19 protein-coding genes are annotated in these 19,859 nt (G+C 50.4%); 5 read left to right on the plus strand and 14 right to left on the minus strand.

All coding sequences use genetic code 11. The annotated features are described in order from the left end of the window. Positions 1-22: 22 nt before the first annotated feature. The 6 genes from fba to PUE40_RS06670 form a co-directional block, all read right to left on the minus strand. Positions 23-964: a class II fructose-1,6-bisphosphate aldolase gene (gene fba / locus PUE40_RS06645; protein ID WP_277672276.1), complete on the minus strand. Its 942-nt coding sequence runs from the start codon at positions 962-964 to the stop codon at positions 23-25. Between the two features lie 95 nt (positions 965-1,059). After that, entirely contained in the window at positions 1,060-2,280 is a 1,221-nt protein-coding gene (locus PUE40_RS06650; protein WP_277672277.1) for a YncE family protein, read from the minus strand. After that, a complete protein-coding gene (locus PUE40_RS06655; RefSeq protein WP_277672278.1) occupies positions 2,222-3,370 on the minus strand; it encodes a hypothetical protein in 1,149 nt (382 codons plus the stop codon). The genes PUE40_RS06650 and PUE40_RS06655 overlap by 59 nt, the downstream gene beginning before the upstream one ends. 133 nt (positions 3,371-3,503) lie before the next feature. Continuing rightward, complete coding sequence (locus tag PUE40_RS06660; RefSeq protein ID WP_277672279.1) at positions 3,504-3,959, minus strand: C-GCAxxG-C-C family protein; 456 nt, start codon at positions 3,957-3,959, stop codon at positions 3,504-3,506. Positions 3,960-4,014: 55 nt separating this feature from the next. After that, on the minus strand, positions 4,015-4,530 hold the full coding sequence (locus PUE40_RS06665) for a nitroreductase family protein (RefSeq protein ID WP_154553671.1): 516 nt from the start codon (positions 4,528-4,530) through the stop codon (positions 4,015-4,017). Between the two features lie 213 nt (positions 4,531-4,743). Next, positions 4,744-6,258, minus strand: coding sequence for a sodium/proline symporter (locus tag PUE40_RS06670; protein WP_154553672.1), 1,515 nt, complete (start codon positions 6,256-6,258; stop codon positions 4,744-4,746). Positions 6,259-6,691: 433 nt separating this feature from the next. Between PUE40_RS06670 and argC the strand changes: the two genes are divergently transcribed. The 3 genes from argC (at position 6,692) to PUE40_RS06685 (ending at position 9,393) form a co-directional block, all read left to right on the plus strand. Next, entirely contained in the window at positions 6,692-7,624 is a 933-nt protein-coding gene (argC, locus tag PUE40_RS06675; protein WP_277672280.1) for an N-acetyl-gamma-glutamyl-phosphate reductase, read from the plus strand. Between the two features lie 362 nt (positions 7,625-7,986). Continuing rightward, positions 7,987-8,166, plus strand: a complete 180-nt coding sequence (locus tag PUE40_RS06680; RefSeq protein WP_277672289.1) for a bifunctional ornithine acetyltransferase/N-acetylglutamate synthase — start codon at positions 7,987-7,989, stop codon at positions 8,164-8,166. Positions 8,167-8,214: 48 nt separating this feature from the next. After that, a complete protein-coding gene (locus tag PUE40_RS06685) occupies positions 8,215-9,393 on the plus strand; it encodes an acetylornithine/succinylornithine family transaminase (protein WP_277672281.1) in 1,179 nt (392 codons plus the stop codon). A gap of 216 nt (positions 9,394-9,609) precedes the next feature. On the opposite strand, the gene uvrB is transcribed toward PUE40_RS06685, so the two are convergent. Further along, positions 9,610-11,586, minus strand: coding sequence for an excinuclease ABC subunit UvrB (gene uvrB, locus PUE40_RS06690; RefSeq protein WP_154555035.1), 1,977 nt, complete (start codon positions 11,584-11,586; stop codon positions 9,610-9,612). Between the two features lie 23 nt (positions 11,587-11,609). Beyond that, positions 11,610-13,019 (minus strand): MocR-like pyridoxine biosynthesis transcription factor PdxR, encoded by a 1,410-nt coding sequence (gene pdxR, locus PUE40_RS06695; protein WP_277672282.1) that lies wholly within the window; start codon positions 13,017-13,019, stop codon positions 11,610-11,612. Positions 13,020-13,127: 108 nt separating this feature from the next. Between pdxR and pdxS the strand changes: the two genes are divergently transcribed. Both pdxS and pdxT read left to right on the plus strand, forming a co-directional pair. Then, on the plus strand, positions 13,128-14,003 hold the full coding sequence (gene pdxS / locus PUE40_RS06700; RefSeq protein WP_277672283.1) for a pyridoxal 5'-phosphate synthase lyase subunit PdxS: 876 nt from the start codon (positions 13,128-13,130) through the stop codon (positions 14,001-14,003). Between the two features lies 1 nt (position 14,004). Further along, entirely contained in the window at positions 14,005-14,568 is a 564-nt protein-coding gene (gene pdxT / locus PUE40_RS06705; RefSeq protein WP_277672284.1) for a pyridoxal 5'-phosphate synthase glutaminase subunit PdxT, read from the plus strand. A 114-nt stretch (positions 14,569-14,682) separates the two neighbouring features. On the opposite strand, the gene PUE40_RS06710 is transcribed toward pdxT, so the two are convergent. The 6 genes from PUE40_RS06710 to PUE40_RS06735 all read right to left on the minus strand — a co-directional run. Further along, on the minus strand, positions 14,683-17,502 hold the full coding sequence (locus PUE40_RS06710) for an InlB B-repeat-containing protein (RefSeq protein WP_277672285.1): 2,820 nt from the start codon (positions 17,500-17,502) through the stop codon (positions 14,683-14,685). Positions 17,503-17,730: 228 nt separating this feature from the next. Next, complete coding sequence (locus PUE40_RS06715; RefSeq protein WP_277672286.1) at positions 17,731-17,868, minus strand: hypothetical protein; 138 nt, start codon at positions 17,866-17,868, stop codon at positions 17,731-17,733. A 1-nt stretch (position 17,869) separates the two neighbouring features. After that, the gene (locus PUE40_RS06720) at positions 17,870-18,334 is read right to left on the minus strand and encodes a low molecular weight protein-tyrosine-phosphatase (protein WP_277672287.1); all 465 of its coding nucleotides are present in this window, start codon (positions 18,332-18,334) and stop codon (positions 17,870-17,872) included. 167 nt (positions 18,335-18,501) lie between these two features. Beyond that, positions 18,502-19,107: an aldo/keto reductase family protein gene (locus tag PUE40_RS06725; RefSeq protein WP_330681548.1), complete on the minus strand. Its 606-nt coding sequence runs from the start codon at positions 19,105-19,107 to the stop codon at positions 18,502-18,504. 41 nt (positions 19,108-19,148) lie between these two features. Beyond that, on the minus strand, positions 19,149-19,481 hold the full coding sequence (locus tag PUE40_RS06730; protein ID WP_287795673.1) for a flavodoxin: 333 nt from the start codon (positions 19,479-19,481) through the stop codon (positions 19,149-19,151). 125 nt (positions 19,482-19,606) lie between these two features. Further along, on the minus strand, positions 19,607-19,859 hold a 253-nt coding region (locus tag PUE40_RS06735), incomplete at its 5' end, for a type 2 periplasmic-binding domain-containing protein (protein WP_330636962.1).

Below are 19,859 nucleotides of genomic sequence, written 5' to 3' on the forward strand. Positions count from 1 at the left end.
TCTGTCTAAAGAGGTTCACTTTCTATTCCGCTTTGCCGGAAGAACCCAGAACGTCAACAATCTTATGACGCACCATTGCCTCGATAGCATCTCTTCCCGCCTTCAAGTACTTTCTCGGATCGAAGTCCGCCGGATTCTCGGTCAGATATTTCCGAACGGTTCCGGTCATCGCCAGACGAATGTCGGAATCGATATTAATCTTGCACACTGCGGAGCGAGCTGCCTCTCTCAGCTGGTCTTCCGGTACACCCAGTGCGCCCGGCATGTTTCCGCCGTATTCGTTAATCATCTGTACGTATTCCTGCGGTACGGAGGATGCACCGTGAAGAACGATTGGGAATCCCGGCAGTTTCTTTTCACATTCGTGAAGCACGTCGAAACGCAGCTGCGGGTTCGTACCCGGCTTGAACTTGTATGCGCCGTGGCTGGTGCCGATGGCAATCGCCAAAGAATCACATCCGGTACGGGTGACGAATTCCTCCACCTCTTCCGGACGGGTATAAGATGATTCTTCTGCAGATACTTTCACTTCGTCTTCAATTCCGGCCAAAGTTCCCAGTTCCGCTTCTACCACAACGCCGTATTTATGAGCGTAGTCTACTATCTCTTTCGTAATCGCGATGTTCTCTTCAAAAGGCTTCGAAGAAGCATCGATCATTACGGAGGTGAATCCGCCGTCGATGCAGGATTTGCAGGTCTCGAAATCCGGACCGTGATCCAGGTGAAGTGCGATTGGAATGTCCGGGCACTCTTTCACTGCCGCCTCCACCAGCTTCATCAGGTATGTGTGATTTGCGTAAGCTCTTGCGCCTCTTGATACCTGAAGAATTACCGGAGAATTCTCCTTCTTGCAGGCTTCCGTAATTGCCTGCACAATCTCCATATTATTTACATTAAACGCGCCAATTGCATATCCACCGTCATACGCCTTTCGGAACATTTCAGTGGTCGTAACAAGTGCCATATTAATACCTCCCATTCAACCTATTGGTTAATTATGTGAAAATAAAATTTCATGCTTACGACATTATAACACAAAATCTCAGAAATAAACACTCATTAGAGACCATCCTCTAGTTGTTTTCCGATTTTTTCCATGGTAATGTTCTGAGCCTGCTCTTCTTTCTCTTTCTTCATTGCCTTTCGATCTCGGGCATAATTCTTCTTCGCCCGCTTATATTTGGCCTCCAGCTTCAGCGCCTTGTTGTAGCTAACCCGGTCCCGCATGATTTCCGACGGCTTGTTGGTCGCAAAATACGCGCAGCCGGTTTCCGTAAAAGCAAGTCCTTCGAATTCTCGACACCCGCCGAATTTGATGCACTGCACATCCGATGGCGTCACCCGTTGCCGGCTCAGCTTACCCGCCGGTACCGTGAGCATTTCCCCGTCCGCCACCACGTACAGGCGATCATTCACCGGGTTGTAGCCAAAGGTCTGGCAGAGGTTTCCCGGCGGATACCGAAGTCCCTGGTTAATCATGCGGAATGTCACGCGATTCCCCTGAATCCGACCCTTGTAGAACCGAATGGTTCCCGCAGACACCCAGTTGCTGCCGGTGCTTCGGGTATAGGTCCAGCAATTCCCATCCTTATCAAAGGTAAAGGTTGGTGGGAAAACGATGGTGGAGCCAAAGCGGAAATGAATTTCCTTCTCCACCTCCATGGTTTTGGGATTCACCCGCACCAGTGTGGTGTTGAGCACCTTTGTTTCCCGCACGTACCAAAGCTCATGGCTTTTGGGATTATAAGCCAGCGTCTGTCCGTGACCGGTGACAATCTCCGGTCCTGCTTTTATCGCCCCGGTATCCTTGGACCCGGCGGCCTTCTTTTTCCAGAAGCGAGACAGATCAATGCGGTAAATCCGCCCGGTCCTGGAATTGTCGCTCCCGCTCTTATAGGAAGACATCACCCAAGCGGTCTTCCCGTCCGGTGAAACGGCGATGCTCTGAGGGTTCGGAATCTCCGTGTACAGCAGAGACCGGAACTGCATGGACGGCCCGGAAACGGAATTCAGCTCTTGACTGTTGGTATAGGCGTGCCCGTAGTCGGTCATGGTTTCGTTGGCGTTATTTACCGTGTCGTATATCGAGGTGTCGTAGGGCTGAAGCGCCATCCCGCTCTGATGAATCACTTCGGCGCCATAGGCCTTACGGCCGGAGAGCAGGAGCATCATTCCCAAAAAAACGATGACGGCACCCCGAAGTTTCCGGCGATGCGTTTTTCTATTTTTTCCGGAACCGGACGGCCAGTTTCTTTCCGGATAACATAATCCGATCTCCATTCTCCAGAGTCACCTCCCTTCCTCTCTTGTAATTATCTACCGCATAGTAGCCGTATCCGCAGTGATATTCAAAGCGCACTTTGGCATCGGAATGGCGGAGGCAGGTAATGATGCCCTCCCCGGTCCGCTTTCCGGTGATATATTTTCCGGCAGGAAGATCTTCTCCTACCACATAACAATCCCGCTCTTCTTTCTTCAGTTCCGTCTGGGACAGCAGATAGGATTTCCCTTTCTTCGCATCCTTCGCCGGTGCTTCCGCGCTCTTGCGGATTTTTTCCGGAACCTTCCAGTCCGCAGGTTCCGGTTTATTATAATCGGTGAACTTTATACGGATGGTGCAGGTTTCGTTTTTTTTGCCGTTACGCCGAATCGTTACGTTGTCCCCCTCAATTTGCATCAACCGATGGGAGAATTTGCCGAACACGAAGCAGAACTCTCCTCCGGCAATTTCGGTGTTCTCATCATCTCTCAGCAGCGGAGCAATGGGGCTCACCCCCACTTGTTCTGCCGGTATCCGTACCTCGTAGCCCCGGTCGGTCTTTGCAAAAGCGCTGTTCTGCAAAGCGTCTTCATTTAGCTTCAGAATGGTTTGAACGTCCGGCACTTCGTTTGCTTGATTCTCCTTCCGGCTCCACTCGGAACTCTTCCGAGAAAACAAAATTTTCTGTTCCGCATCGTAATAGCTCAGCGTCTTGAAGGAAGATGTTTTTCCGTTCAGGGTCACCTTGGTGGTTCGGTTTATTTTCGCCCCGCCCTCCCCTTGCTTCATTTCAACGCGAATATGAACGGGGCATTTCTCCGCGGCGGATTTCTTTTTTTGTGAGAAGGCAATATCCCCGGATGAAATCTCCAGCTCGGTCTTTAGGGACATGTCCTGCACGCAAGATGTAATTCGCCGGGAGCGCTGGGCGGCCATCTGAAACATGGCCGCTCCGTCTCGGGGAACGAAGAAAAGAATGTAGGAGGCTGCCACCAGGCCGATCAACAATACATCCAGAAGCAACAGGCGCCGTTGCCGGCGAGATAAAGAGCGAACTTCGGCGGTGATTTTCGATTTGAGGCTATGCAATTTCTTTTTCAATGTCGCCACGGTTCACTCCTTTCTAAAACTCATAAAAATATCTTTTAATTATACCACAGTGCGGAATCTCCGCAATAGCAAAGGCACCGACAGAGTTTGTCGATGCCTTTGCCTGATAAAATTTATTGGTTGAGTTCGTATGCTACACTCTTTTTACGCCGCATTCCCGTTCCATAATCTTGGCAAAGGAATCCACTACTGCGAGGACGATGCCAATGCAGTGCTTTTTCCGCTCCGGGTCCTTGAAATTGTAATCCTGAATCAAAGTTGGACAGATGGTGGTTTCGTATTTTTCGATGACATCATCGTTCAACTCCCGAACCAGGCTGCAACATTTCTGAAACTTCGGATCTCCCGGAACGGTCCGGCCGAACACTTTTCCCAGACACATGGTGGCCCCTGCAACGGCACCGCATACATTTCCCCCATTCCCGAATCCGAATGGGAAGCCGGTGCTCATAGCGATGGCTTCTTCCGAAATGCCCAGGTCATAGTACTTGTTCAGAATGTACACCAACGTCTCCGAACACATGTAGCCTCCGGTAAATGCGCCTACGGCCTTCTCTCTCAACTCATCCATCTTTATTTCCGAAACCATAATATTCTCCTTTTCCTCAAACAATAGATAATGAAATTCTACATCCTTACCTTCTCTACAGCTCGTGAACGATTTCGTCCAGATCCTTGGATTCCGTATGTCTCAAAGCCGGTTCCACGCCATCTTCCGCATAACCGATTGGAATCAATACCACCGGACGAATGTGTTCCTGAATTTTCAATCCGCTGTTGATTTTCTTCGGATTAAAATGTGCCACCCAGCAGGATGCGATGCCCTCATCCCACGCCGCCAGAATCATTTCATCTGCAACGATGGAAGCATCGATTTCTCCCGAATCGATGGTCGGATCAAACGGATTGTGCCACACTTCGTTCTGATCGTAGCATACCGCCAAAACGGTCGGTGCGCCGTATCTGCACTTGGTTGCAGAATCGATAGCGGCCAGTGCCGCCTTGCTCTTGCAGACAAAAATACGCTGCGGCTGAAGATTCTTTGCCGTCGGTGCTGCTTTTGCCGCTTCCAGAATGCGTTCCAGCTTCTCCGGCTCAATCGGCTGATCTTTAAATTTCCGAACCGAGAAACGATTCTTAATTACTTTTAATACTCCCATGACGCTCCTCCCAAAATTTCTTTAATAATCTCCATACAAGTATTTTTGTGTTTTACACCTTGATTGTACACTATTCGTGAGAAAAAAGAATATCTTAATTTTCTTTTTTCTGTTTTTTTCAAGAATCATTTTCCGTACATGAGAGCGCAAAAAAAGGAAGCGAGGCTTCCGCACTGGCTGTGCGAAAGCCTCCTTCCCTCAAGGATTGGGACATCACTTGTCTAATCTGATACCTTCGATTGCACTATCGAAAATAGTCTTGACATCCTCATCCGGTTCGCCGGTTGCCTTTGCAACGATTACGGCGATGACTGCACTTGCAATGAATCCCGGTACGATTTCGTATACGCCGGTAGAGTGCAGGAGTAACAGCCAGCCGATATCTACAACGAATCCGGAAATAACGCCGGCGATGGCGCCCTTGTAGTTAAAGTTTCTCCAGAACAGGGACAGCAGGATGGTCGGTCCAAATGCCGATCCAAATGCACCCCAGGCATTTTCAACTAAGTTCATAATTGCCTGTGCTCCGGATCCCTTCGAGCTTGCAATCAAGAATGCGATAACTGCGATAACAACAACGACGATTCTTCCAACCATCAGGGTTTCTTTTTCTGTCGCGTCCTTCCGAATCAGCGGCTTATACAAGTCGGATGTGAAGGAACTGGATGCGACCAGAAGCTGAGAGTCTGCGGTAGAAATGGATGCGGCGATAATCGCTGCCAGAAGCAGACCGGAAATTGCTGCCGGGAAGTACTTCCGAGCCATTACCATGAATACCGTCTTCTGTGCTCCGATAGGAAGCAGCTCATCTGCAATCAGCATTCTGCCGAAGTATGCAATCAGTACGGCGGATCCCAGAGAAATCAGAACCCAAATAATTGCAACGATGGACGATTTCTTAATCATCGAAGGCTTCTCAATGGACATGAACCGTACCAGTACGTGCGGCATACCAAAGTATCCAAGTCCCCAGCCCAGTCCGGAAATAATGTCCTTCCAGCTTGCATCAAATAATCCGGTACCGAATACGCAGGTGACCATCTCTCCGGATGCATCCTTGTATTCATACACGTTGTTCAGAAGGCTGGTGTCCAGATTCTGCTTCGTTGCCACAATTACAATCGGAACAGCCATTAATGCGGCCATCATCAGAAGTCCCTGGAAGAAGTCCGTCCAGCATACGGCTTTAAATCCACCGAAGAAGGTGTAGAACACGATAACCAATGCGAAAATCGTCATCGTCACCTTTGCACTGACGCCCGGGAACAGCATCTCGAATACGGATGTGCCGGCTACATATGCCGATGCAACGTAGATGGTATAGCATACCAGGAAGATTACCGCACAAATCACCTGCAGTGTTTTCGATGAAGTAGCGAAACGGTTGGACAAATACTGCGGCAATGTGATGGCATCACCTGCTGCTAAGGAGAATGTTCTCAATCTCTTCGCACAGAATATCCAGTTCGCTGCAGTTCCCAGTGCCAAACCGATTCCAATCCACATCTGACCGAAACCAAATGCCAGAATGGAGCCCGGCAGGCCCATCAACAACCATGCAGACATATCAGAAGCCTGCGCCGAGAGTGCCGTTACCCACGGTCCCATCTCTCTGCCACCCAGGAAGAAGTCCTCCTGGTCCTTGTTTGCTCCGTTAAAGTAGAATATCAACGCGACGCCCATTAGAATCACGAAGTATCCTACGAATGTGATTAATTCCCAATTCATGACAATCCTCTCTTTCAATTGTAGAAGAAAATTTTATAGAAGCATGTCCCACTGTGATCTTCTACCTTTTTCATAGTGACCATATCCTTAATAATTATTATAGTCACTTTGAACGGGTATACAAGTCCTTTTTGGTTCACATGCAGTTTCCGCATTGCAGGCATTGTATCCATGAATGTTTGTAACTTTCTTAACATTGTATTTTTTTATTTGATTGTTCTTTAAAATATACTCTATATTCCTTTAAATTCAAGTATTTCGACGCTTTTCCCCCTTGACTTATTTCCACAAAAGAGAGATAATAGCTGCATATTTATTTATATTTCTGTATTTTTATTTACTCGTTTTTTTGCGCACTTTATCATAATGCGGAACACAATCCGGGATGATGCTGTTCCCTGCATGAGGATTTATAAAGGAAGGTATACTAGAGATGACAAAAGTATTTATCGACGGCAGTTACGGAACCACCGGACTGCGAATTCATCAGCGGCTGCAGAGCCGAACGGATTTGGAACTGTTTGTGATTCCATACGAAGATTGTCACAATGAATCGGCACGGCGGAAGGCCTATGAAGAAGCGGATTTTGTTTTTATGTGCCTGCCGGATGCCGCCGCCAAAGAAGCGGCGCCCAAGGCTGAAGCCTGTCACACCCGCGTAATCGATGCCTCCACCGCCCACCGCACGGCGGAAGGATGGGTCTACGGTTTTCCGGAAATCAGCGGTACCGAAACCATCGAAGCGGCACCCCTGGTGGCCAATCCGGGCTGTCATGCCAGCGGCGTCAATGCCTTAATCTATCCGCTGATTCGAAACGGGATTCTCTCTCCGGCGCAAAAGCTTCAATGTTTCAGCATCACCGGCTATTCCGGCGGCGGTAAAAAGATGATTGGCGAATACGAAAGCGACTGCCGAGATGCACTGATGGATGCTCCGCGGATGTACGGCTTGTCTCAACAGCACAAGCACCTCCCGGAAATCGCTGCCCTGAACGGTTTAGAGTGCGCCCCGATTTTCTGCCCGATTGTATCTGACTATTACTGCGGAATGGAAACCATCATCCCCCTCTTCGGGTCTGACATTCACGGCACCATGGAGGACATCCGAAATGCGTACCGGGAATTCTACACCGGTCCGCTGGTGTATTATAAGGAAGATGCAGATGAAAACGGCTTTGTTTCTGCCAACACCATGAGCGGACGGGATGACATGGAGTTGTCACTTTACGGGAATCCGGACCGCATGCTGCTGGTGGCTCGTTTCGATAACCTGGGAAAAGGTGCTTCCGGTTCCGCCATTCAGAATCTGAATCTGATGATGGGCGCTCCGGAAACTACCGGGCTGGTGCTGGGAGGTGAGCGATAATGAAATTGAAATACATTTCGGGAGGAATTTGTGCCCCCCACCGGCTTTACCGCCGGAGCGACCCACTGCGGCGTTCGTCCGAATAAAAAGAAAACGATCTGGCCATTATTCTCAGCGACCGAAATGCAGACTGCGTCAGTGCCGGTCTGTATACCACCAATCGCGTCAAGGCCGCACCATCACGCTGGGCGGCATCTCCAAGGGTTCCGGAATGGTGCATCCCAACATAGGAACCACCCTCACCAAAACCGCCGTTTTCGCCAACGACGCCAACTGGGGACGGATTATGGTGCCATGGGATATTCCAATATTCCTTTTAATCCGGAACACGTACGAATGATTTCTTATCGGAAGTCGGCGAAATCACGGTATGCCGGAACGGCGTGGGCGTGGACATTGATGAAGAATACGCCTCGGAAATTCTGGGAGAAGATGAAATTGTAATTCGCATCACCATCGATAACGGAAATGCTTCCGCCACCTGCTGGGGCTGCGATATCACCTACGACTACATCAAACTGAACGGTAACTATCGCAAATAGCCTAAATTGTTTTTGGGAGAGAATTCATATAGAAAGGGGTTTATTAATATGAAAGATATTAAAGAGTTAGACCATCAATACATCACCGGCACTTACAATCGGTTTCCGGTAACTATCACCTGGGGCAGCAACGACATCGCCTACGACGAGAACGGCAAGAAGTACATCGATTTGGAGTCGGGGTACGGCACCAACTCCTTCGGTTTCTGCGATTCGGACTGGATCAATGCGGTGGAGGAGCAGCTCCACAAAGTTCAGCACACCTCCAATCTCTATTACACGGAGCCCTGCGTCAAACTCGCCGAGTTTCTGGCCCGGCGCACCGGCATGACGAACATGTTCTTCACTAACTCCGGCGGCGAGGCCAACGAATGCGCGCTGAAAGCCGCTCGCCGTTATCAGCACCTGCACAAAGGGCCGGACTGCTATGAAATTATCTCCATGAAAAACAGTTTTCACGGCCGGAGCTACGGCGCCCTCTCCGCCACCGGAAATCCGCACTACCACGAAGGCTTCGAGCCGCTGGTTCCGGGTTTCAAATACGCAGAGTTCAATGATTCGGAAAGCGTGGAATCCCTGGTGGATGCAAACCGCACCGCGGCCATCATCGTGGAATGCGTTCAGGGAGAAGGCGGCGTCAACGTGATGACTCAGGAATTTGCCGATGCGCTGACGAAACTGTGCCGCGAGAAGGATATCCTCCTCATCTGCGACGAGGTCCAAGCGGGCAACGGCCGCACCGGCACCCTCTATTCCTACGAGCAGCTTGGGCTCCGGCCGGACATCGTCACCATTGCTAAGGGCATCGGCGGTGGTCTCCCTATCGGTATCTGCATGTTCAATGAGAAAACCAAAAACGCCCTGGTTCCGGGAACTCACGGCACCACCTTCGGCGGAAACCCGGTAGCCTGCGCCGGCGCACTGAGCATCGTGGAGCGGCTGAACGAGGGTTTTCTGGATTCGGTAAAAAGAAAATCCGCCATGGTCTTCGAGGCGTTCCGAGATGCTCCGGGTGTTGCGGCAGTAGAAGGTCTGGGCCTGATGATTGCCATCACACCGGCTTCCAAAAAAGCATCTGACATCGTCAATGAATGCCTGGAAAACGGTGTCCTGTGCATCACCGCCGGTCCTGCGGGGGAAAAGGTGCGCCTGCTCCCGCCGCTCACCGTTACGGAAGAACATTTGAAGCAGGCGCTGAAGGTTTTGCTCCGGGCTTTTGCGGAATAGCGCCTAATTGGGTCTCGGACTTGGTGCAAGGCCAACGGAAAATTAAGGGGTTCCGGGCTTTCGTGCACCAAGTCTTTTTGTAAACGGCGCCGAATCGGGCTCCGGACTTGGTGCAAAGCAAACGGAAAATCAATGGTTTCCTGTCTTTCGTGCACCAAGTCCGAGAACTTCATAGAAAAAAGCATTTCTTCCCAATTGGAAGCCCTGCTTTTTTCATTATACCCGCTTGCTGCTTCGCAGCTCGAACAGTAGATCTCGCAGCTCCGCTGCCCGCTCGAATTGCAGGTCCTTTGCGGCCTGCTTCATTTCTTTTTCCATCTTCTTGATGGTTTCCTTCAGCTCCTTGGCCGTCATCTCCTTCGGATTCTTGAACTCGTTTTCCGGGTTGTATGCCTCGGTCGCTGTAGCAATGTCGCGAATTGGTTTTACGATGGTCTTCGGCACGATGCCGTGTTCCTCGTTGTACGCACTCTGAATCTCCCGACGGCGTTTGGATTCGTCGATGGTATACCGCATGGCTTTGGAAATTCGATCTGCATACATGATGACCCGGCCGTGGGAATTCCGGGCGGCACGGCCCACTGTCTGCATTAAGGAGGTTTCCGTACGGAGGAATCCCTCTTTGTCCGCATCCAGGATGGCCACCAATGAAACCTCCGGAAGATCCAATCCTTCACGGAGGAGGTTGATGCCTACCAGAACATCGAATTTACCCAGGCGCAGATCCCGGATGATTTCCAGTCGCTCGAAGTTATCGATGTCGGAGTGGAGGTACCGCACCCGAATGCCTTGATTCTCCAGGTACTTGGACAGATCCTCGGCCATCCGCTTGGTCAAGGTGGTGATCAGCACCCGCTCCCCGGCATCCGTGGTTTTGTAGATTTCGCTCAGAAGGTCGTCAATCTGCCCTTCCGTCGGCCGCACGTCGATTTCCGGATCCAGAAGTCCCGTCGGACGAATCACCTGCTCTGCCGTTACGCCGCCGGAATGCTCCAGCTCGAACCGGGCCGGAGTAGCACTGACGTATACCGTCTGGTCCACCATCTTCTCAAATTCCTCGAACTTCAGCGGCCGGTTGTCCAGCGCAGACGGCAGCCGGAAACCGTACTCCACCAGAGATTGTTTCCGGGCCCGGTCGCCGTTGTACATGGCCCGAAGCTGAGGCAGCATGGCGTGAGACTCGTCGATAATGGTGAGAAAATCCCCCTCCGGAAAATAGTCCAGCAAGGTATACGGCCGCTCCCCCGGCTCTAGGAAATTCAGGTGGCGGGAGTAATTCTCGATTCCTTTGCAGGTGCCGATTTCCATCATCATCTCGATATCGTAGTTGGTGCGCTGCTCCAAGCGCTGCGCCTCCAGCAGTTTTCCGTTATCCCGGAACCATTGCAGCCGCTCTTTCAGCTCCGCTTTGATGGATTTGGCCACCAGCTTCATGTCATCCCCGTTGGTGACGTAATGCGACGCCGGGAAAATGGAAATGTGGTTCCGCACGCCGGTAATCTCCCCAGTCACCGGGTTCATCTCCTTAATGGAATCGATTTCATCGCCGAACATCTCCACCCGGACCGCCTCTTCGCCGCCGGCTGGATAGATATCGATAATGTCTCCCCGTGCTCGGAAGGTGCCTCGGTGAAAATCCATATCGTTCCGATTGTACTGCATATCCACCAGCTTCCGAATCATGTCCGTCCGATCCATCTCCATGCCCGGCCGCAGGGACAGCAGCTGATTCCGGTAGGAATTCGGGCTTCCCAAGCCATAGATGCAGGACACGCTGGCCACCACAATGGTATCCGGCCGCTCCAGCAGGGCCGCCGTAGCGGAGTGCCGCAGCTTATCGATTTCGTCGTTGATATCCGCATCCTTCTCGATATAGGTATCCGTGGACGGCACGTACGCCTCCGGCTGATAGTAATCGTAGTAGGAAACGAAGTATTCCACCGCATTCTCCGGAAAAAACTCCTTCATCTCGCCGTGGAGCTGCGCCGCCAGGGTTTTGTTGTGAGAAATAATCAGCGTTGGCTTCTGAATCTTCTCGATGATCTTCGCCATGGTGAACGTCTTTCCGGAACCGGTGACTCCCATCAGGGTCTGGTGCCGATTCCCGGCCAGAATGCTGTCCACAATATGATCCACCGCCTGGGGCTGATCCCCGGTAAGGTCGAAATCGGAATGCACTTTAAATTCAGGCATAATATTCCTCCAATCTTTTTTCTCTATTTATTCTCGCCGCCCAAAATCAGGTTCATCGTCTCCCACACCGCCGGCATGGCCTTCACGTCCACATCGGAATAGTTGATGATAAAATCATGGGCGTCCGGCTTTTCATCCGTGAGATAGTATTCCGAGATGGCCTGGATTTTAATCCCCTTCTCCGCCAGTGCCCGACTCACCGCCTCATCGGAAAGCTCCGTATCCAATCGAATCCGAAAATGAAGTCCGGACTGGTTCTCGATAATCCGGCAATGCTCCCGAATCGGGCTTTTCTCGATGGACTCGATCAGCCGCTTCCGCTGCCGACTGTAATACAACCGCATCCGGTTGATGTGCTTCTCAAAGTATCCGTTTCGGATAAACGCCGCCAGCGTATACTGCTCAAAGGTCGATACCGTACAAGCGTAGAAGGACAGCTGGCTGTAGAATCGGTTGGCCAGATGTACCGGAAGAATCATGTAGCTGATTCGAATGGTGGGCGTCAGGGACTTGGAAAACGTATTCATGTAGATGACCCGTTCGCAGGCATCAATGCTGAACAGCGTGGGCAGCGGTTTTCCGTTGGGCCGGAATTCGCTGTCGTAATCGTCCTCGATGATGTACCTTCCCGGTTTTTCATTGGCCCAGGCCAGCACCTCGTATCGCCGGCTGGCCGGCATGGTGATGCCGCTGGGAAAATGATGGTTCGGACTGATATGGACGATATCTGCTCCCGATTGGTGCAGTTCCGGTATGCGAATGCCATGCTCATCCATGGAAATGTACTTGCAGTCAATGCGGTGCTGCCGGTAGATGTTCGCCAGAATTTTGTATCCCGGGTTCTCGATACAGTACTCTCGGTCGCTGCCAATCAGCTGTATCAGCAGGCTGTACAGGTACTCCGTTCCGGCACCGATGACAATCTGATCCGGATCCACCAACATCCCCCGAAAGGAACGGAGATAGTCCGCGATGGCCGAACGCAATGCCCGGATTCCCCCGGTAGGCGAAACCTCCATCAATTCTTTTTTTTGGGAAGAGATGGTCTCTCGGGACATTCGGGCCCATATCGAAAAAGGAAATGTATCGGGATTCACCGCGTTGCTGGACAGGTCCACATCGTAGGACTCCCGGTCTTTGGGAATCTCGATATCATAGGAAACCCGGCTTTCCCGGGGAATGCGGTTCATCTCCAAGATGTCGGAGACGTAATAGCCTTTCTTCGGGATGGAGTAAATGTAACCCTCGCCGATCAACTGGTCATATGCATTCTGAATCGTTATGGTACTAATCCCGTTGTTACCGGCAAAAGAACGTTTCGACGGGAGTTTCTCCCCGGGACGCAGTCTTCCGGCCACAATGTCCGCCTTTATGTTGTCGTACACCTGCTCGTACAGCGGTTTTCCGTTATGCTCAAAGACGTAGGTCAGCATCGCTCCTCCCCTATCTGGAATGAAAAATATAAATGTTTTGATTATTTATTTATTACCAGTTTGATTGTACTATTATAACCAGTTAAATTCAAGGAGGTACATTCAACAATGGATAATAAACAGTATGAACTGAACAAGGGTTTGGCTCAGATGCTGAAGGGCGGAGTCATCATGGACGTTACAACACCGGAACAGGCAAAGATTGCAGAGGAAGCGGGGGCGTGTGCGGTAATGGCGCTGGAGAGGATTCCGGCAGATATTCGTGCAGCCGGCGGTGTATCCAGAATGAGCGATCCGAAGATGATCAAGGGCATTCAGGAAGCGGTCAGCATTCCGGTTATGGCGAAGTGCAGAATCGGTCATTTTGTAGAGGCGCAGCTTCTGGAAGCCATCGAAATCGACTACATCGATGAGTCGGAAGTGCTGTCCCCTGCCGATGATATTTACCACATCAACAAGAGAGATTTCAAGGTTCCGTTCGTATGCGGCGCAAGAGATCTGGGCGAGGCCCTGAGAAGAATCAATGAAGGTGCTTCCATGATTCGTACCAAGGGTGAACCGGGAACCGGCGACGTGGTTCAGGCCGTTCGTCATATGAGAAAGATGAATGCGGAAATCCGCAAAGTGGTTTCCATGCGGGAAGACGAGCTCTTTGAAGAAGCAAAGCAGCTTCAGGTTCCTTACGAGCTGGTAAAATACGTACACGACAACGGCAAGCTTCCGGTAGTGAATTTTGCAGCCGGCGGTGTGGCGACTCCGGCAGACGCAGCCCTGATGATGCAGCTGGGTGCGGAAGGCGTATTCGTTGGTTCCGGCATTTTCAAGTCCGGCAACCCGGCAAAAAGAGCTTCCGCTATCGTTCAGGCGGTGACCAACTACACCGACGCGAAACTGATTGCAGAGCTTTCCGAAGATCTTGGCGAAGCGATGGTCGGCATCAACCCAAGTGAAATTGCCATCATCATGGAAGAGAGAGGTAAATAGGATGAAAATCGGTGTACTTGCAGTACAGGGTGCTTTCATCGAACACCGCAAAATGCTGGAATCTCTGGGCGCCGAGTGCGTGGAGATTCGACAGAAAGCCGACCTGGAAGGTATTCAGGGAATTGTTCTTCCGGGGGGCGAAAGTACGGTTCAGGGAAAGCTACTCCACAAGCTGAATATGTTCGGGGAAATTCAGACCTGTATCCGGGAAGGACTTCCGGTATTGGCCACCTGCGCGGGAATGATTCTTCTGGCGCAGACCCTTTACAACGATCCGGTAACCCATCTGGCCACCCTTCCCGTTACGGTTCGGCGAAACGCATACGGAAGACAGCTGGGCAGCTTCATCACGGATCAGCCGGTCAAGGGCATCGGCAAATTTCCGATGGTATTCATTCGAGCGCCGTACATCGAATCCGTGGACGATTCCGATGTAGAAGTTCTGGCCACCGTGGACGACCACATTGTCGCCGTACGGTACGGCAACCAGCTCGGCCTGTCTTTTCATCCGGAAATGACGGAGGATACTCGGATTCACGAATACTTCTTAAAGATGATTCAATAGCTTACGAAAAAGCAGCGCCATCACCTCAGTGCGATGGTCGCTGCTTTTTTATTTTGCAAGCTTCAAACTAGAGAATTTCTCGCACGGCAACTTTAATATGTCTGGATCTTCATTCTAGTTCTGCTTTTTCTGTCTGCGGCGCAGAGTAATGGTACCCACTCCTGCCAGTGCAGCCAGCATGGCGGTCGCCCACAGAATGGTGTGGGACTCATCCCCTGTCTCCACAGAGGACTGCTTGCTGTTCTTGTTTTTGTTCTTGTGGTTGCCGGTGCCGGAAGAACCGTTGTCTCCCGGGTTTACCGGGCCTTGCGGCTTTGGTGTGGCAGAACCGCTATCGGATGGTTTTGCCGGCGTGGATGGTTTCTCCGGTTTATCGGTGCCATTTCCCGGCTTTTCCGGATTTTCTGTATCACCGCCCGGCTGCTCTCCCGGTGCATTTTTTTCCACCGGATAAAGATCCAGATTCGGCACGCTGAGAATATCCCTCCAGTAGGTGTCGTTATCGTAATCGATTCCGCTTCCGGTGGAACCGTCAATCAAATTTCGATTCGTGGTACCGGCCAGCTTGATCCCGTCGCCCAAGGCTTTTCCCGGAGTTCCGGATTTGGAAACCGAAGCACCACCTTCCAGGTACGCATCGGTCACGGAAATCGTACCGTTTCCGCTCACCGCATTTCCGCCTTCGCCGAAATGGCCGTCTCCGCCAACGGCGATCAGCTTTCCTTCTCCGGTGATCGTGCCGCCGTTCAGAATAATTGCCGAACCGCCATTGGAAGTGGTGGCATCCTTTCCGCCGCCGTAGACCGCAAGTACGGCATCTTTATCCAGATTCAGCGTTCCGTTCACCTGCATTCCGGTCTGACCGGTATAACTCTTTCCCGTCGCCGGGTCTGTACCGGTCGGCGCTTCATCGCCTCGCAGGAACACCTTTCCTTTCAATGTAACATTTCCGTTCACCACAACCACCGGATCCGTGTTGCGACGAGCTTCCGAGCCGTTGGCGATGTTGTTGGTGTTGGAATAGATCTTTGCATTTTCCAGCGTGGATCCATCCTTTAGAATCAGCTTTCCGTTGATGGATGCGCCGTTCAGGAACTCTCCGCCGCCGTAATCGTTGTAATTCATGGAGAATGTTCCGCCGTTCTCCACCTCTACCGCCCCTTGCACCACGGAATCCCGTAAGGTCAGCTTCGCCCCATCCTGCACAAGGATTTTCACGCTGCTAAGAATGTCCATATTCACCAGCGTCAGGTTGCAGCCCTTCGGCAAAATAAGCGTCTGGGTCTGCATGGTGCCTTCCGGAATAGCATATCCCAGTTTTCCGTATGTACCGCTGGTATGAGATCCGTACCACGCTTTCAAATCTTCCGGAACCACAACGGTTTCATTGTTCGGATCCAAAGTGAAGTTCTTAATGGCCCACGGCTCCATGTCGTACATATATTTTCCATCGGACGTCTTGGTGCAGTTGGCAAGCACCAGCTGATTTTCCAGCATCTCCTCTCCGCTGAATATACGGAAGGTCAGTGCGTTGCCGGTGGCTTTCCGCCCCAGTTCATCGGTGATGGTCACGCTGATATCGTAAGTTCCGGCCTTTGCAGGCGTGCCGGCCAGTGTGACGGAACCGTCGTGAACGGAATAGACGCCGGCCATTCCGGAATCATTTCCCTTCGCAGGATCGTCATGATTTACGATATTGACGGAAGACCCTTTGGATTTTACGCGGATGTCACTTTCGCTCAGGAGCTTCCAGTCGCTGTCTACCGGATCCGTACCTGTTTTTACCAGTGCCACCTCAACGCTGGCATTGCTGTTCTTGTTCTGGGTAACGTTGGTGGATGCGCCGCTGATGGCATCGTACCCCTTCTGGTTCACCAAAGCGGATTCAAAGCTGCCCACCAGCCGAACGTGCAGCTGCATGTCATCGCCCGGATTGGTCCCCTGAGAAACGGTAAGCTTGCCGTTATCGATGGAAACCTTAAAGGTCAAGGTTTTGTACCCTTTCGCCGTGATGGAAATCACGTCGCCGCTCTTCAGCGCCGCGGTCTGACTGTAGCTCTTCTGCGCAAATTCCAATACACCGTCTCGAACGCGATATTTTCCACCCGTGGACGGCGTAAAGCTATAGGCTTCCCAATCCGTTCCGTTGACGGAAACCTTCGTGATGGCATCCGGATACTTCGAATCCCCGAAAGATAACTGCCACAAGCCGTTGAAGGAATCCACTTTCACAGAAACATCCTTCGGGTCGATTTCCTTTTCACCCTCCTCCGGCTTCTTTTCAAAGGATGCACTTATCGTCACATCGGATGCCGGCATTTGGAAGGTCGAATTGGTGACGGTAATCGCCTTTCCGTTGCTGTCCGCTGCCGAAAGGGACTTCAGCACGTATCCGTTCGCCGGATTTGCCGTAATGGTCACCGTTTCGCCTTCTTTCGCCGTGGTTTTGTCCACGCTCACCGTACCGTTTTCTGCTGCCTCCGCAGTAACCTTATATGTCTTCTCTGTCTCGTCTTCGGCAATCGACGCGGTGTGCTTGGATTTGTTCAAGGTCAGCTTCAGGTCGCTGTACCCGTTGGCCGAAATGACGCAGGTTGCCGTGGTGTCGGAAAATGCTTCCCCAATCAAAACCTGCTTATCCGTCGGCAGCACCCGATAGTTCTCTCCCCGGTCATCGAAATCCCAGGAGCTGGTCACCTTCTTGTACCCCGTGCCGAAAACCTTTACGGACGAAATGGCGTTGAACCAACTCTCATCCTCTGCGTTAAAAGTAATGGCGAATCCCTTGCTGATGCCGGCTTGTTCGCACCGGGCAATGCTTGACGGCGGAGATTTTTCATCCGCCCACGCGGACGTCGTCCCCACCGCACTTCCCGTAATCAGCAGCAGCGCCGACAACAAGAACGCGGTCAATTGATCCCTTTTTTTCTTCAATTGTGCTTTCCTCCTTGTAAAAATAACTTTCAAGATGATAACGTTCACCGAGTAGATGAGGTTGGATGCTCATCGGTTAGGCTCGGTTAACTAAAGGATAGCATGGTAAGTGGTTAGTGTCAACTAATTTGTGTAAGATGAGACTAATTATTGAAATTTGGTTAAAGAAAAAGAGTGAACGGAGCACTCTTCTCTTACATCGGTTGGATCCTCTTTCATCGCTTGCTCCTAGTACGCAGAACTGTCTTCTCCGTCGGTGACCTCAAATCCCATCCGCATCAGCGTCATGGAAACCTGTATCTTCTTTCCGATTTCTTCCAGTCCGGTGACTGCTTTTCGATTCAGTTCAATGGTCGTGCAGCTCATTTCAAACCTCCTCTTCCTTCAAGAGATGTTCCAAGAGTCCTTCGCACCCCCGGCGCACATCCCGATACGTATCTTCATAATTCCCGGTATACCACGGATCGGCGATATCGCCCTTTTCACCGGCAAACTCCAATAAAAGAAACATTTTTTTCTCCGGATCGCCGCCGACAATGCGCCTCATGTTTCGCAGGTTGGCGGAATCCATGCCGATCAGATAATCGTATTCCTCGTAGTCCGACGCCTTCATCTGTACTGCCCGGTGCGGAATGACCGGAATATTCTCTTTCTGTAGCTTCCGCACCGTCCCGGGATGCACCGGATTGCCGATTTCTTCCCGGCTGGTGGCCGCGGAATCAATCTGAAACGCGGCGGAACTTCCCTGTCGATTCACCAGATACTGCATCACGCTCTGCGCCATTGTGCTTCGGCAAATGTTGCCGTGGCAGATGAATAGTATTTTTATCATTGTTGCATAACCTCGCATTTCTTGGTTTTTCCTGCTCCAAAAAGGTGTAAACTTACTTTTTATTCTACGTGAAAATGGACGTCATGTCTCTATTTTTTTTAAAAATGGTGCTGATGACGGAATTCTTATTCCATCACCAACACCAAAGAGTATCGAACATATTTTCCTTACATCTTTCCACCATAAACAGGGAAAACTCCACTGTCACCATAGCTTTTAATTTTCTTAAAATTCTTTAACAGTTCCATGTCTTCAGTAATAATCTCAAAATCCAGTTCTGCATTACTCTTCATATGTTCAGGATTACTTGTTTTTGGCAGAGAAACTGCACCTAGCTGAAGCGTATATTTAATGCAGAGCTGTGGAACAGTCACGCCATACTTCTTTGCAATCGCAGTTATCTCCGGTTGATTTAATATTTCACCATGTGCAATTGGTGAGTATGCTTCCACGACAATATTATTCTTTCGGCAATATTCTACTAACTCCATCGGCGTATTGCTGATATGGAGAAGAATCTGATTTACCATTGGCTTAATCTTTGCTGTTTCAAGAAGACTTGCAATATCTTCAATCTGGAAATTGGAAATTCCGATTGCCTTAAGTTTTCCTGCCTCATAAGCATCCTCAAGAGCTTTCCATGCCGCGCGATTTCCCTCTACATATCCATCTTCGCACTGATTAACCTTTGCCCACGGCTGCGGACTGTGAATAATCATCATATCAAGATAATCCAGTCCCATCTTTTCAAGCGTCTCATTGATTCCTGCCATCGCTTCCTCATAAGTCTTATGCTCTGCGGCAACCTTTGATCTTATTTTAGTTTTCTATATTCTTCATCACTTACCGGTTCAAGCCATTCATTGGAACTATTTTCGCCCGGAACTTCTATTGCCAGATGTGAAAACCATTCATCCGGTGCGGCTCCATGCCAGTGCTTAACACCTGTAGGAATATTGATGCAGTCACCTGGCTTCATTTCTACACTGCTTCTGGATTTTTTATTCATCCAGTCAAGATCAGGCTTTGTATATGGAACTTTCGGCTCAATCTCAAACAAATCCGCTTTTACTTCCTCTGCAATCATCTGTGCTACTTTTTTTGTTGTTCCGCTTGCACTGAAAAATGCCACTAGTTTTTTACTCATAATAAAAAGCCCTTTTCTATACGTATTTTTCACAAAAAAATAGATGTATAAGATTTACATTCATCTTACACATCTATATTAAACTCTTCGTTTCATTATGTCTAATGCTTATATTGAATTTTGTTTTATGCCCGAAAAGCATTAATCTCCTCAATCATTTTACGGACTGCCAAAGAATATGGAATGTTTCGTCTCCAGGCAATCACAGTACTTGTTGTGATTTCAGGAGAAATTCTTCGCTGTACAAGAATATCCTCCCGCCAATACTTTGCAGCACCTTCGATGGATACCGGATAGCCCAGTCCATTTGCTGCCATAACTCCGGCATTCGTTCCAAGATTACTTGTAAAAGCAATCTGCAGTTTCGAAAAGTCTTTT

Origin of the sequence: Mogibacterium kristiansenii, assembly GCF_029224645.1 — a bacterium.
GTDB classification, from domain to species: Bacteria; Bacillota; Clostridia; order Peptostreptococcales; family Anaerovoracaceae; genus Mogibacterium_A; species Mogibacterium_A kristiansenii.

Bases quoted from the DNA above. Each gene is read 5' to 3' on its own strand.
- PUE40_RS06660 (WP_277672279.1), bottom strand. From the start codon at position 3,959: ATGGTTTCGGAAATAAAGATGGATGAGTTGAGAGAGAAGGCCGTAGGC.
- PUE40_RS06670 (WP_154553672.1), bottom strand. From the start codon at position 6,258: ATGAATTGGGAATTAATCACATTCGTAGGATACTTCGTGATTCTAATG.
- pdxT (WP_277672284.1), top strand. From the start codon at position 14,005: ATGAAAATCGGTGTACTTGCAGTACAGGGTGCTTTCATCGAACACCGC.
- pdxS (WP_277672283.1), top strand. From the start codon at position 13,128: ATGGATAATAAACAGTATGAACTGAACAAGGGTTTGGCTCAGATGCTG.
- PUE40_RS06720 (WP_277672287.1), bottom strand. From the start codon at position 18,334: ATGATAAAAATACTATTCATCTGCCACGGCAACATTTGCCGAAGCACA.
- pdxR (WP_277672282.1), bottom strand. From the start codon at position 13,019: ATGCTGACCTACGTCTTTGAGCATAACGGAAAACCGCTGTACGAGCAG.
- fba (WP_277672276.1), bottom strand. From the start codon at position 964: ATGGCACTTGTTACGACCACTGAAATGTTCCGAAAGGCGTATGACGGT.
- PUE40_RS06665 (WP_154553671.1), bottom strand. From the start codon at position 4,530: ATGGGAGTATTAAAAGTAATTAAGAATCGTTTCTCGGTTCGGAAATTT.
- PUE40_RS06715 (WP_277672286.1), bottom strand. From the start codon at position 17,868: ATGAGCTGCACGACCATTGAACTGAATCGAAAAGCAGTCACCGGACTG.
- argC (WP_277672280.1), top strand. From the start codon at position 6,692: ATGACAAAAGTATTTATCGACGGCAGTTACGGAACCACCGGACTGCGA.
- uvrB (WP_154555035.1), bottom strand. From the start codon at position 11,586: ATGCCTGAATTTAAAGTGCATTCCGATTTCGACCTTACCGGGGATCAG.
- PUE40_RS06725 (WP_330681548.1), bottom strand. From the start codon at position 19,107: ATGGCAGGAATCAATGAGACGCTTGAAAAGATGGGACTGGATTATCTT.
- PUE40_RS06685 (WP_277672281.1), top strand. From the start codon at position 8,215: ATGAAAGATATTAAAGAGTTAGACCATCAATACATCACCGGCACTTAC.
- PUE40_RS06650 (WP_277672277.1), bottom strand. From the start codon at position 2,280: ATGGAGATCGGATTATGTTATCCGGAAAGAAACTGGCCGTCCGGTTCC.
- PUE40_RS06730 (WP_287795673.1), bottom strand. From the start codon at position 19,481: ATGAGTAAAAAACTAGTGGCATTTTTCAGTGCAAGCGGAACAACAAAA.